Raw genomic sequence first — 12,054 nt, 5'->3', positions numbered from 1 at the left:
CCTCCCTTTACACAAACTCTAGCTCGACTGTACCTAATAGTTCACCAAAGTCTGCTGTAAACTTATCACCCTGTTCAGCATCCAATGCTGCCGATAAAGCGCCGGATAATATAACTTCTCCTGCTTCAATACCAATGTTGAAATCTGCTAGACGGTTCACAAGCCATGCAACACAGCTTGCCGGATTACCTAAAACATCTTCTCCCTTACCTTCATTCATAAACTCTCCATTTTTATAAAGCTGCATTTCGATTGCTGGTAAGTCAACATTGAAGACCTCGCGTTTCACTTGACCTAGTACATATTTTGCAGAGGAAGCATTATCTGCGATTGTATCTAGCAATTTTATTTGCCAATTGGCAATGCGACTATCCACGATTTCAAGACTAGCTACAATATAATCTGTTGCTTCTAGTACCTCCTCAACAGTCACATTAGGTCCTTTTAATGGAGACTTGAATACAAACGCAATTTCACCTTCCACTTTTGGCTTTAAATAACCAGTTCGTTCGGTTTTTCCTTCTGTAATTTCCATATTCGATAAAAGATGTCCATAATCCGGTTCATCTACGTTTAATAGATGTTGCATTGCTAATGATGTCAAACCAATTTTTTTACCTGTAATTTTATGGCCGTTCAGTAACTTCTCATTAATGATTTCAAGTTGAATGGAGTAAGCATCTTTCAATGAAATATCTTTAATTGATTGAGTAATTGGCGCAATTCCAATGCGTGTTCTTTCCGCTTCTAGTAATTTGTTAGACCATTCAATTAGATTCACTACCATGCTATCACCCCATGTTATAATTTAATTGTTACGTTTGAGACCTCGCAGTAGAATTCAAAGCTATGTGCGCCACCTTCACGCCCGATTCCGCTGTGCTTCATACCACCAAATGGTGTCCGAAGATCTCTTAAATACCATGTATTTACCCAAACGATTCCTGACTCAATTTGACCTGCAACACGATGTGCACGTCTTAAATCATTTGTCCAAATAGTTGCGCCTAAGCCGTAATTTGTATCATTTGCACGTGCAATCACTTCGTCTTCTGTATCAAAAGGCAATACTGTAACAACCGGGCCAAAAATTTCTTCGCGTACACAACGATCTTGATCCGTTAATCCTGTAATAATTGTCGGCTCAATATAATAGCCTTTATCTATATTAGCTGGGGGACCACCGCCTGTAAGAATATTGCCACCTTCTTCTCTCGCAGTTTGAATGTAACCCATTACTTTTTCGTAATGGTCTTTCCCAACAACAGAGCCGATATCTGTCGTTGCATCAAATGGATCCCCTATCTTTAATTCTTTTGTGCGCGCTACAAATTTCTCTACAAATTCTTCATAAATATCACGTTCTACATATATACGAGAACCACAGAGACACACTTGCCCTTGGTTCATAAAGCTCGATTTTAGCGTTGTCGTAAGAACTTCATCTAGGTCCGAATCTTTAAAAATAATATTAGGATTTTTGCCGCCTAATTCAAATGAGACTTTTTTCAATGTAGGAGCGGCAGCCTTCATAATAGTGGTACCTGTTTTGGTTTCCCCCGTAAATGTAATAGCATCTACATCAGGGTGTTCCGATAGAAATGCACCTGCTGAATTTCCACCAAAACCGTGAACTAAATTTACAACACCGTCTGGTACCCCCGCTTCTTGACACAATTCAACCAAGCGAGTAGCTGTCATTGGTGTAAGCTCCGCCGGTTTCATGACAGCAGTACTACCTGCCGCTAGACAAGGGGCTAATTTCCAAGTTAAAAGTAGTAATGGTAGATTCCAAGGATTAATCATGGCCACAACACCTACTGGTCGTGTCACTGAATAATGTAGTGCCATATTGTCTTGGTTGTAAGATTCATTCCCAAGTGAAGTAACATAATCCGCAAAGAAGTGGAAATTATGTGCCGCACGTTTAATATCCATTTCTAAAGCTAAATGATACGGCTTGCCTGTATCGGTTGCCTCTAAAGCAGCGAGTTCTTCAACATTTTCTAATATGAGGTCGCCAATACGTCGTAAAAGTTGAGAACGCTCTTTGACAGTGAATCTTCCCCATGTTCCTTTCAAAGCAGCTTTTGCAGACTGTACTGCTGCGTCAACCTCTTCTCTAGTCGCTTCTGCTACCCATCCAATGACTTCTTCTGTCGCAGGATTTATATTTTCAAATACTTTCCCATCTGTAGTCTCAATGAATTCGCCGTTTATGAAATTACGGCAATTGATACTTTTCGTTTTAATCGTTGCATGTTGCATCACTTTTCTCACTCCCTCAATTATGAAGCGACTTTAAGGAAAAGAGTCTCTTACCTTATTTCCCGAAGTCGCTTTTTGATTATTCTGAAAATTCAACAACCATTTCTATTTCAATCGCTGTATTATTAGGGAGTTGGGCCATTCCAACTGCCGAACGAGCATGCTTACCTCGCTCTCCAAAAACATCCACTAGTAAATCTGATGCACCATTCATAACTTTTGGTTGTTGTATAAAATCAGGTGTAGAATTGACCATCCCTAAAATTTTTACAATACGCTTCACTTTCGATAAATCACCTAATTCATATTTCAATACAGATAAAAGGTTAATCATTGATTGGCGACAAGCTGCATAGCCATCCTCTACTGTTAAATCTTCACCTAATTTGCCATGATACTGATCGACACCTTGCCCCGAAGTAAAAATTAAATTACCTGTTCGTACGCAACTAACATAATTTCCAACTGCTTCCCTAGGCTCAGCAAGCTCTATTCCAAGTTCTTGTAATCGTTCTTCAGGTGTTTTCACTTGATTTACCATTTAAAACCTTGCTCCTTTCTACATTTAAAAATGTCATAGCATTTTCGCCTAAAATTGCTTTACGTACTTCTTCTGACAAGTCCAAGGTTTCATCTATAATTTTCCCAGGGTTAATTTCTCTCAGTAAAAATGGATAGTCGGATCCCATAATAATTTTCTCATGGCCAAAACGTTCAATTAAATAATGTAGATTATGTGATTCATATACTAATGAATCAAAGTAAAAGTTTTTCGTATAGTGGCTTGGAGGATACTTTGTACGTCTAAGATTTGGCCAAACATCCCAACCTTGATCTAGACGTGGAAGAATGTAAGGGAATGATCCGCCACCATGTGCAAAACAAACCTTTAAATTCGGACACTTTTCCATTACGCCACTCCACACTAAGCTTGCTGCTGCTAAAGCTGTCTCACTTGGCATGCCGATTGTATATAAAAAATTGTGTCTTGGTGTTCTATCTTGAGCTAAGGTTTCCCAAGGGTGAATAAATAGTGGTATTTCATATTGTTCTGCCGCTTCAAAAAATGGCAGTAAATACTCGCTGTCTAAATTTTCTCCATTTATATTAGTGCCGATTTCAATTCCAGCTAGCCCCATTTCCTTGCACCGTATTAACTCAACAATTGCCGCTTTTGCATCTTGCAACGGTACAGTTCCTAGGCCGACGAATCGATCTGGATGTTCTTTAACAACCTCTGCAATAAAATCATTTTGGAATTGTGCAAGCTCTACTGCTTGTTCAATAGGAGCCCAATAAGAAAATGTTACAGGTACAGGTGAAATAACCTGCATATCCACACCCTCATTATCCATATCCTCAATGCGTTTTTTCGCATCCCAGACTTGATCGGTCACTTCCCTAAACACTTTACCACTTACCATAATATCCGCTCCACAAGAACATTTTTGCTCTAGGACAGGCCACTTTTCATTTTCATACTTAATAGCAAAATTCGGTAAATCTTTTGGATAAATATGTGTATGGAAATCTATTCGCATTGCCATTCACTCACCGTCTCAGGCATTACATGTCCACAATTATCACATTGGCGTAATTCTTTAGAAGAGTTGAAGTGATCAATACCTTCTGCAATTTGTTTACCAATGTTTGTTACTTGAATGCGTACACGATGCAATTCATGGTCACATTCACTGCATAGCCATACTAAATCTTCTAACTCGCCCTCTTTGCGCTTTCTCTCCACGACAATTCCATATGTGTCTGCTATACGGTGCGGTGAATGAGGAACGTTTGCCGGTAGCATGAACATTTCGCCTTCCTTCACTTCAATTACTTCACGTTTACCTTCATCATTAATAACCTCTACAAAACAAGAACCCTTAATTTGATAGAATAGTTCATCTGATGGGTCAACATGGAATTCACGACGAGCATTTGGACCACCAATTAACATAATTAAAAACTCAGAGTCTTCCCATAGAACTTTATTATTCACTGGCGGTTTTAGTAAATTCTTGTTCTCCTCAATGATTTTTAAAAGGTTTTGAGAACGAGCTTGTAATTTGCTTACTTGCGTTGAATTTGACATATTTGAATTCCTCCTGTTTTTTAGATTTAATAATTGATTGTCATATAGCCTATTTGTCTCGAAATCATTTCTGCTGAACGGATTACTTCACGAACAATCGCATGTTTATCCTTACCGTTCATATAACTTTTTTCACCTACTAAGTTAAGAGCCGCCACAACCTGTCCATTATAGGTTTTAATTGGTGCTGCAATTCCATAAGTATTCGATTCATTTTCTAAATCGCTAATGGCATAGCCGTTTTTATATACCACTTCAAGCTCCTTTTTCAAGTCATCCACAGAAGTAATGGTATTGGTCGTTTGTTTAAACATTCCTTTTTCCATCATCGGTATCATAAATGCCGGATTATACGTTAACAATACTTTTCCGATGCTTGTTGAATAAGCAGGATAACGAGTCATCCCGACAAACGTTGGTACTACATCCACATGTGGAGACATGGCCTTGTAGACAAATCGAACTTCCCCATTATCAAACATCCCAATATGAGAAGTACCTTTAAAACGCGCAATCAAATTACTTATAATGGGTCCTGCTTCAAAATTAATATCTTGGGAATACATAACTTTGTTACTCCACTCAAGAATTTTCCAGCCCAATCGGTAACGTTTATCACTGCCTTGCAAGAGGATACTTTCTTTACACATTGTTTTTAAGAAATGATGGACTGAACTCGGAGGTAAATTTAGCTTATCTGCAATTTCTTTATTACTCAAAGATGGTTCGCCATCCGAAAATAAATCGATAATGCGTGTGATTTTTTTTACTGATGAAATCAAATCCTTCACCTCCAAGTTCAATTTAAATTATTTGTTTCTCTCTTACTTCTTCTTTCTTAGCAAGAATTGAATCAACTAAATCAAAAGAATACTGTTTCTTAAATTTATTGTAGTAAATAGCACGTTTCCTAACAGGATCCCCTGTATAATAGCGTTCATATTGAAGTGCTCTCATACCAAACCCTTCACCACATAGATCCCAAGCTAGCTTAAAGATTTTCATTCTTAGTTCTGCATCTACACCTTCTCGTCCACCATAATGGCGATCGATGCTTGGACGGAGTTCTGGATTTAGGAAATCTGCTTCAGTTGGCATCATAAGTAAACCGCCTGCACCAATTGTTTGCATTACTTCAATTGCTCTCGGATACATTTCAGGCATCATGCCGCGAATTGTTTCTAAGGCATCTGGATTTAATCGAGCTTCACCGTGCTCTGTAATTGTAAATTCATGCTCTGCTGTTCGAAGCAATGCACGGATGACTTCTACAGATTGCACTAATTCACCGAGGTCACGTTGCACATTTAAAAATTGATCTACACCAATCGAATCAGCAACCTTGCAAGCCACCTCTACAGCAAATGCAAGTTTGATGTATCCTCTAACACCTGACTGATGTGCTGGCTGTTCTGCAATACCTGTCATTGGATACAGCAAGTTCGCAGCTTCAACGTTGTTGTATAAAAATACACGATCCCATGGTACTAATACATCTTCAAAAATGAGTAGAGCATCCATTTCCTCATAGCGAGAAGCCAGCGGATGATCGAATGTTGAACGTGTACCATCTTGAACTGGTTCACGACAAATAATTTTTAATCCTTTCACATCAATTGGTACGGCAAAAGCTAATGCATATCGCTCATCTCCTGGTGCAAATCCAGGGAATGAATAGACAATCACTTCATCCGTAAGTGCTGCTAATGTTGCTAGCATTTTTGCTCCGCGGACGACTAATCCCTCTGGACGTTCTTCTACTGCACCTAAATGTGTAAACATATCTGACTGCTGATGCGATGATTTACTTCGATCATTTTGCGGGTTCACAATTGCATGAGTTAAGAACACATCATTATCACGTATATGGCGATAATAAGCTTCAATATTTTTAGCCCAATCTTGGTTGTATTTCGCTAAGAACCAAGAATTTTGTGCTAATGAAGTCACCACTGTATTTAAAAAATCTGGTGTTCTGCCCATCAAGCCATATGTTTGTCGAGCTACAACTTCAAAAGCTTTACTACGTTTCATGATGTCTTCATAAGATTTAGCAAATAGGAATGAAGTTGCTACACGTTCACCTGTTTCTTCACAAACATGCGTTAATTCTTCTTGGTATTTTGGATCATGTTGTAAATCAAATAACTTTGCAATTTCTTGGATTGGTTGATGAAAATAGGGTTCATCGTAAACACTCTCTATTAAACTGCCATTTAGCCATACTTCCGGTTTTCTTGACTTTAATGCATCTATATATTGTTGTCCTGTTCTGATTCCCATAACTGAAAATCCCCCTCTCCGAAATATTTATTGTTGTATTAGCTGTTTTGTCGAGCCCATCTTGCCTTCAAAGAATGTAAGCGCTTCCCTTTCGGTGCGTCCAAAATTTATTATTTCTCCGATAAATAACACATGATCTCCTGCATCTACTTCTTTCCATGGTTTACATTCGATAAAAGCAGACACACCTTCAATTTTAGGAGCTATACCGTCTTTAATCCATGTAATTTCAAGTCCTTCTTGCTTCCGTCCTGCAAATTGCCATGCAATGGACTCCTGTTGATCTGCTAAAATATTAATTGTAAAAGCTTTGTTTTTCATTTGAGATAAAGAATTTGCTTTTTTATCGATAGATACTAGTGCTAGAGCTGGCTCTAACGAAACGGAAGTAAATGAGTTCACTGTGATTCCATTAATACCCGCGCCATCAAACCAAGTAACCACCGTCACACCTGTAGGAAATTTCCCAAATGTTTGTCTAAGTAATTTTGTTTCCATTTACAGCACCTCCTTTTATTTATTATTAGAATCATAACAACTTCTCTTCTCTTTGAAATGCATTATATTTCAAATAGTGAAATCGAACAAAATTATCTTCTGCTTTAAACTTATTTTTTCTGCAAAAATCAGTATTTTTCTATTCAGATGAAGTAATGACCATCTACGATTTGATAACCCGCTGATTTATATGATATTTTTCTGCTTTAAATCTATTTATCTGAAACTTTATTATCATTTTTATTTTCACGAAAATTCAGTCTATTTTTTTCTGCGTTTATGAGCAAAAAGGGAAGAACTCCTATAGAGATGGCTTCATCCATTTAGTTTTTATTATTTAAAATAAGGGTGCGAAGTTGGTCGGTTTTTAATATGGACTCATACTTGTCCCCAAAAACTGATCGACCTTTCTTCACTTTCTACAATAAAAAAAGTAGCACAAACCATTGTCTTAGTTTGTACTACTAATGTTAGTATGTTTTCTTTTAGAGCATTTGCTTTTTCCATTGCGCTAACACGTCATTGGATTTCGCAATGTCCACTTTTAATGCCACTTGCTTGGCAGAGCAACGCTTTTTAGCCTTCTCCCATGCTTCTTCTAGAGCTGGTAAATAGCTTAAATTTTTTGTAGTTGCGACAAGTTGTAAAAAAATATTTCCTTGAATGTAATACCAACGAGGGTTCATGCCATCTAACTGAATAGCCTCTTCAATAAGACGTAATGCCAAATACGGACTGCCTTCATTTCGACTCAAAAACTGTGCGAACGCTCCCCAGTATAGAGCTTTATTTGGCTGTAGTTTTATCGCTTCCGCATATTGCACAAGTGCTTTGTCATGCTCCTTAGCAAGAGCAAAATATTCAGCCATAGTATAGTAAGCATTCGCTTGCGCCTCGACCGATCCAGCTAATAATTCATCTACTACTTTACCGAATTGCTGATCATCCTCACTTCCTAGATATGCAGCGAGTACATCACGCTCTGGATAGGAGCCATCTGTTCGTTCAACACTTTGCTTCCCTTTTTCAGCAGAAGGAATAGGCATATTTGCATAACCGTTCGCTTCCAACAATGCGACGTGTTGTTGAATTGTTGGAAAAGATTCATGTTCTGTAAACGCACTATTAGCTAACAGTGCTTTGGCTAATTGATAGCTTTCTTTCACATGACCATTTAAAAATAATTCATTTATCTGTTGTACTTGCTCATCAAACTGTTTAATCACTATTAAAATCCTCACCTTCACCAAAAGAAAAGTATTATAGGTATTTTACCATCTTTAAATCTAAAACAAACTAAATAGAAATAATTTTTCTACAATTCTTTTAATTCAGAGCCAAATGACCACATTAAAAGTCTGATAACAATATGGTTCATCACATAGCGAGAGTTGATTTCCGTTTCTATTGGGCGTTTTCTCGAGGGCGTCCGATGAGCCGCTTCACTCGCGCTGCTCGGCACGGGGGTTCGCCGCTTGATCGTGCATTTTGCCGCTTGATGGAGACTTTTCGCCGCTTGGACATAGGTTTCTGCCGCTTGGTCGTGCTTTTCCGCCGCTAACTCATGGCTTTTCGAAGCTAACTGGGCTTTCCGCCGCTAACTCATGCCTTTCCGCCGCTAACTCGTGCCTTCCGCCGCTAACTCGTGCCTTTCCGCCGCTAACTCGTGCCCTTCCGCCGCTAACTCATGCCTTTCCGCCGCTAACATGTGCCCTTCCGCCGCTAACTCGTGTCTTTCCGCCGCTAACTCGTGCCTTTCCGCCGCTAACATGTGCCCTTCCGCCGCTAACTCGTGTCTTTCCGCCGCTAACTCGTGCCTTCCGCCGCTAACTCGTGCCCTTCCGCCGCTAACACATACATCTGTTACGATAAACCCCAGATAAAAAAACATTGGATAAAGTTCTGAATTGTGAGATAATTGAAGTGTATTTTCACTTTTTGAGAACAAGTAAATTATATATAGGAGGGCTTGTGCTATGAATAGACGAATTCATTTTGTATCGCTTATTATTGGAAATTTGTTAACAATAGGTGCTATTTTCATTTACGCTATGCAAAGTCAAGTAGATGTGGCCCTCAGCACATATGCCCTTGTGATGGGATTTTTAAGCACATTACTTCTGATCTTTTTTTATTTATGGGGGGATGAAAAACAACAAATATCGAATCGTTTTTCTAAATAACTTGGGTGGTTTCAAACTATAGTTTTGAAGTCATCCCAGATTTTTTCGAACACTGCCATTGAACAAAAAAGCGATTTCCCCCTTTTCTACATCAGTAGTTGAGGGAATTTCTTTTCACGAAATGCTTCTTTTTTCGTGGCATTCCCCTCTGTATACGCCGAATTATTGTTGAAAAATAAAAAATTTTGTAGAAAATTTAAAAAGAATGATTGAGTAGTAATTCAATTTTCTGTATAATCAGCTTGTTTGACAATACTAATTTGAATTTGGGGGTAGACAATTGGGTAAAGCATTGATTATAGGAGCTGGCGGAGTAGCCAGTGTTGTGGTACACAAGTGTGTTCAAAATTCGGACGTATTTGAGGAAATTTGTATCGCAAGTAGAACTGTTTCAAAATGTGACGCTCTAAAAGAAAAACTAGATGGCGGAAAAACAAAGATTCATACCGCACAGGTAGACGCAGACAATACGGAAGAGGTTATTGAGCTTATTAAAGCCTTCGGACCAGAAGTTGTTATTAATGTAGCACTACCTTATCAAGACTTAACGATTATGGATGCTTGCTTAGCGACAGGTGTACACTATGTGGATACTGCAAACTACGAGCCACCTGAAACGGCAAAATTTGAATATAAATGGCAATGGGCTTATAAAGAGAAGTTCGAAAAAGCTGGTCTAACTGCTTTACTTGGTAGCGGTTTTGATCCAGGTGTAACGGGCGTTTTCACAGCTCATGCACAAAAACATGAATTTGATGAAATCCACTACATAGATATTGTGGATGCAAATGCCGGTGATCACGGTTACCATTTCGCTACAAACTTCAACCCAGAAATCAACATTCGTGAAATTACAGCGAATGGTCGTTACTGGAAAGCAGGCGAGTGGATTGAAACTGCACCACTTGAGAAAAAAGAGGTTTATAACTTACCAGAAATCGGACCAAAAGATATTTACCTTTTATACCATGAAGAACTAGAATCACTTGCTAAAAACATTAAAGGCTTAAAGCAAATCCGTTTCTGGATGACATTCTCTGAAAAATACTTAACACATTTAAAAGTATTAGAGAATGTTGGTATGACTTCTATCGAGCCTATTGAATTTGAAGGACAAATGATTCAACCAATTCACTTCCTAAAAGCTGTACTGCCTGATCCAGCATCACTTGGACCACGTACAAAAGGAAAAACTAACATCGGTTGTATTATTCGCGGTCTAAAAGATGGTAAGGAAAAAACTTATTATGTCTACAATGTATGTGACCACGAGGAATGCTATAACGAGGTTGGTTCACAGGCAATTTCCTACACAACTGGTGTCCCAGCAATGATTGGTGCAATGCTAGTGATGAACGGTCAATGGCGTAAACCTGGCGTTTGGAATGTCGAAGATTTCAATCCAGATCCATTCATGGATGCACTAAATAAATGGGGTCTACCATGGCAAGAAAGCCATAATCCAGAATTACTTGACCTTGAGTTAGATGTAAAGGAATTAAGTCGATGAAGCCAATTGATTTCTCAAAAGTTCCATCCCCTTCTTACGTAGTGGATGAACGATTATTAACAAAAAATCTAGAACTTTTAAAATCGATTCAAGATCGCACAGGTTGCCGTATTTTACTTGCCTTAAAAGGGTTTTCAATGCATTCCACATTCCCATTAGTGGGTGAATATTTAGCAGGAATTACGTCTAGCTCATTATTTGAAGCTCAACTCGGCTATGAAAAAATGGGCAAAGAAGTTCATGTCTATGCACCAGCTTACGTGGAACATGAAATGGACGAGCTTCTTGGCTATGTTGATCATATTGTGTTTAATTCATTTAACCAATGGAATCAATATAAGGACAAAGTAAAGTCTGCTGGTAAAACAATTGAATGTGGTATTCGTATCAATCCTGAGTACTCTGAAATTGAAACAGCACTTTACGATCCTTGCTACACGAATTCTCGTCTTGGCACAACATTAGCCAACTTCGACAAGTCACAGCTTGACGGTATTGACGGCTTACACTTCCATGCAATGTGTGAGCAAAACTCAGATACGTTAGAGCGCATTATACAAGTTGTCGAAGAAAAATTTGGTGATGTTTTACATCAAATGAAATGGTTAAACTTTGGTGGAGGTCACCATATTACACGTGATGATTATGATGTAGAAAAGCTTGTGAATATCATTAATTACATTCAAGACAAGTATAACCTTCTCGTCTATTTAGAGCCCGGTGAAGCTGTTGCACTTAATACAGGCTATTTAGTAGCAACGGTTCTTGATGTACAGAAAAACGGTATGGACCTAGCAACTTTAGATACATCGGCAACTTGCCATATGCCAGATGTTCTAGAAATGCCGTACCGCCCAATGATCATCGGTTCTGGTCAACCAAATGAACTAGCTTACACATATCGCCTAGGCGGGCTTACATGTCTTGCTGGTGATGTAATTGGTGATTATTCATTCGAACAACCTTTACAACCAGGCGATCGTCTAGTATTTACAGATATGGCACATTACTCAATGGTGAAAAATCATATGTTTAATGGTGTAAACCTTCCATCTATCGTTTCTTATAACGATGCAGAAGGCATTAAAGTCATTCGTGAATTTAAATTCGAAGACTATAGCGGCCGACTTTCATAATAAGCTGAAACTATTTTAAATAGTGAACTCTTTTATAAGGTCACACAATATATAGAAATTAAAAGGATAGAAGAGCTTAAGAAC

Annotated in this window: 12 protein-coding genes; 3 read left to right on the top strand and 9 right to left on the bottom strand. The window is 38.5% G+C overall.

The annotated features are described in order from the left end of the window. Positions 1–7 precede the first annotated feature (7 nt). The 9 genes from ACMZ42_RS11075 to ACMZ42_RS11035 all read right to left on the bottom strand — a co-directional run bounded on the left by ACMZ42_RS11075 (position 8) and on the right by ACMZ42_RS11035 (position 8,367). A complete protein-coding gene (locus ACMZ42_RS11075) occupies positions 8–787 on the bottom strand; it encodes a 2-keto-4-pentenoate hydratase (RefSeq protein ID WP_370081690.1) in 780 nt (259 codons plus the stop codon). A gap of 14 nt (positions 788–801) precedes the next feature. Next, a complete protein-coding gene (locus ACMZ42_RS11070) occupies positions 802–2,268 on the bottom strand; it encodes an aldehyde dehydrogenase (protein ID WP_415731611.1) in 1,467 nt (488 codons plus the stop codon). Between the two features lie 79 nt (positions 2,269–2,347). Beyond that, positions 2,348–2,809: a RidA family protein gene (locus tag ACMZ42_RS11065; RefSeq protein WP_370081688.1), complete on the bottom strand. Its 462-nt coding sequence runs from the start codon at positions 2,807–2,809 to the stop codon at positions 2,348–2,350. After that, complete coding sequence (locus tag ACMZ42_RS11060) at positions 2,784–3,815, bottom strand: amidohydrolase family protein (RefSeq protein ID WP_415731484.1); 1,032 nt, start codon at positions 3,813–3,815, stop codon at positions 2,784–2,786. Before ACMZ42_RS11060 ends, ACMZ42_RS11065 begins: the two co-directional genes overlap by 26 nt. Beyond that, positions 3,800–4,360 (bottom strand): 3-hydroxyanthranilate 3,4-dioxygenase, encoded by a 561-nt coding sequence (locus ACMZ42_RS11055; RefSeq protein ID WP_370081684.1) that lies wholly within the window; start codon positions 4,358–4,360, stop codon positions 3,800–3,802. Before ACMZ42_RS11055 ends, ACMZ42_RS11060 begins: the two co-directional genes overlap by 16 nt. Positions 4,361–4,386: 26 nt before the next feature. Next, on the bottom strand, positions 4,387–5,142 hold the full coding sequence (locus ACMZ42_RS11050) for an IclR family transcriptional regulator (protein WP_415731483.1): 756 nt from the start codon (positions 5,140–5,142) through the stop codon (positions 4,387–4,389). A 22-nt stretch (positions 5,143–5,164) separates the two neighbouring features. Continuing rightward, entirely contained in the window at positions 5,165–6,643 is a 1,479-nt protein-coding gene (locus tag ACMZ42_RS11045; RefSeq protein WP_415731482.1) for a 4-hydroxyphenylacetate 3-hydroxylase family protein, read from the bottom strand. A gap of 27 nt (positions 6,644–6,670) precedes the next feature. Then, positions 6,671–7,141, bottom strand: a complete 471-nt coding sequence (locus ACMZ42_RS11040; RefSeq protein WP_415731481.1) for a flavin reductase family protein — start codon at positions 7,139–7,141, stop codon at positions 6,671–6,673. Between the two features lie 485 nt (positions 7,142–7,626). Beyond that, the gene (locus ACMZ42_RS11035) at positions 7,627–8,367 is read right to left on the bottom strand and encodes a tetratricopeptide repeat protein (protein WP_415731479.1); all 741 of its coding nucleotides are present in this window, start codon (positions 8,365–8,367) and stop codon (positions 7,627–7,629) included. A gap of 750 nt (positions 8,368–9,117) precedes the next feature. Between ACMZ42_RS11035 and ACMZ42_RS11030 the strand changes: the two genes are divergently transcribed. The 3 genes from ACMZ42_RS11030 (at position 9,118) to nspC (ending at position 11,970) form a co-directional block, all read left to right on the top strand. After that, positions 9,118–9,324, top strand: coding sequence for a hypothetical protein (locus ACMZ42_RS11030; protein WP_415731478.1), 207 nt, complete (start codon positions 9,118–9,120; stop codon positions 9,322–9,324). A 280-nt stretch (positions 9,325–9,604) separates the two neighbouring features. Beyond that, positions 9,605–10,834 (top strand): saccharopine dehydrogenase family protein, encoded by a 1,230-nt coding sequence (locus ACMZ42_RS11025; protein WP_370081673.1) that lies wholly within the window; start codon positions 9,605–9,607, stop codon positions 10,832–10,834. Beyond that, complete coding sequence (nspC, locus tag ACMZ42_RS11020; protein WP_415731476.1) at positions 10,831–11,970, top strand: carboxynorspermidine decarboxylase; 1,140 nt, start codon at positions 10,831–10,833, stop codon at positions 11,968–11,970. The genes ACMZ42_RS11025 and nspC overlap by 4 nt, the downstream gene beginning before the upstream one ends. Positions 11,971–12,054: the final 84 nt, after the last annotated feature.

This window comes from Lysinibacillus sp. NPDC056185 (assembly GCF_047737915.1).
GTDB lineage: Bacteria > Bacillota > Bacilli > Bacillales_A > Planococcaceae > Lysinibacillus.
This window is presented reverse-complemented; position numbering and strand designations above follow the sequence as displayed.

What these genes read in the sequence shown, in the direction of transcription:
- ACMZ42_RS11075 (WP_370081690.1), bottom strand. Translation starts at nt 787, where the DNA reads ATGGTAGTGAATCTAATTGAATGGTCTAACAAATTACTAGAAGCGGAA.
- ACMZ42_RS11070 (WP_415731611.1), bottom strand. Translation starts at nt 2,268, where the DNA reads ATGCAACATGCAACGATTAAAACGAAAAGTATCAATTGCCGTAATTTC.
- ACMZ42_RS11065 (WP_370081688.1), bottom strand. Translation starts at nt 2,809, where the DNA reads ATGGTAAATCAAGTGAAAACACCTGAAGAACGATTACAAGAACTTGGA.
- ACMZ42_RS11060 (WP_415731484.1), bottom strand. Translation starts at nt 3,815, where the DNA reads ATGGCAATGCGAATAGATTTCCATACACATATTTATCCAAAAGATTTA.
- ACMZ42_RS11055 (WP_370081684.1), bottom strand. Translation starts at nt 4,360, where the DNA reads ATGTCAAATTCAACGCAAGTAAGCAAATTACAAGCTCGTTCTCAAAAC.
- ACMZ42_RS11045 (WP_415731482.1), bottom strand. Translation starts at nt 6,643, where the DNA reads ATGGGAATCAGAACAGGACAACAATATATAGATGCATTAAAGTCAAGA.
- ACMZ42_RS11040 (WP_415731481.1), bottom strand. Translation starts at nt 7,141, where the DNA reads ATGGAAACAAAATTACTTAGACAAACATTTGGGAAATTTCCTACAGGT.
- ACMZ42_RS11030 (WP_415731478.1), top strand. Translation starts at nt 9,118, where the DNA reads ATGAATAGACGAATTCATTTTGTATCGCTTATTATTGGAAATTTGTTA.
- nspC (WP_415731476.1), top strand. Translation starts at nt 10,831, where the DNA reads ATGAAGCCAATTGATTTCTCAAAAGTTCCATCCCCTTCTTACGTAGTG.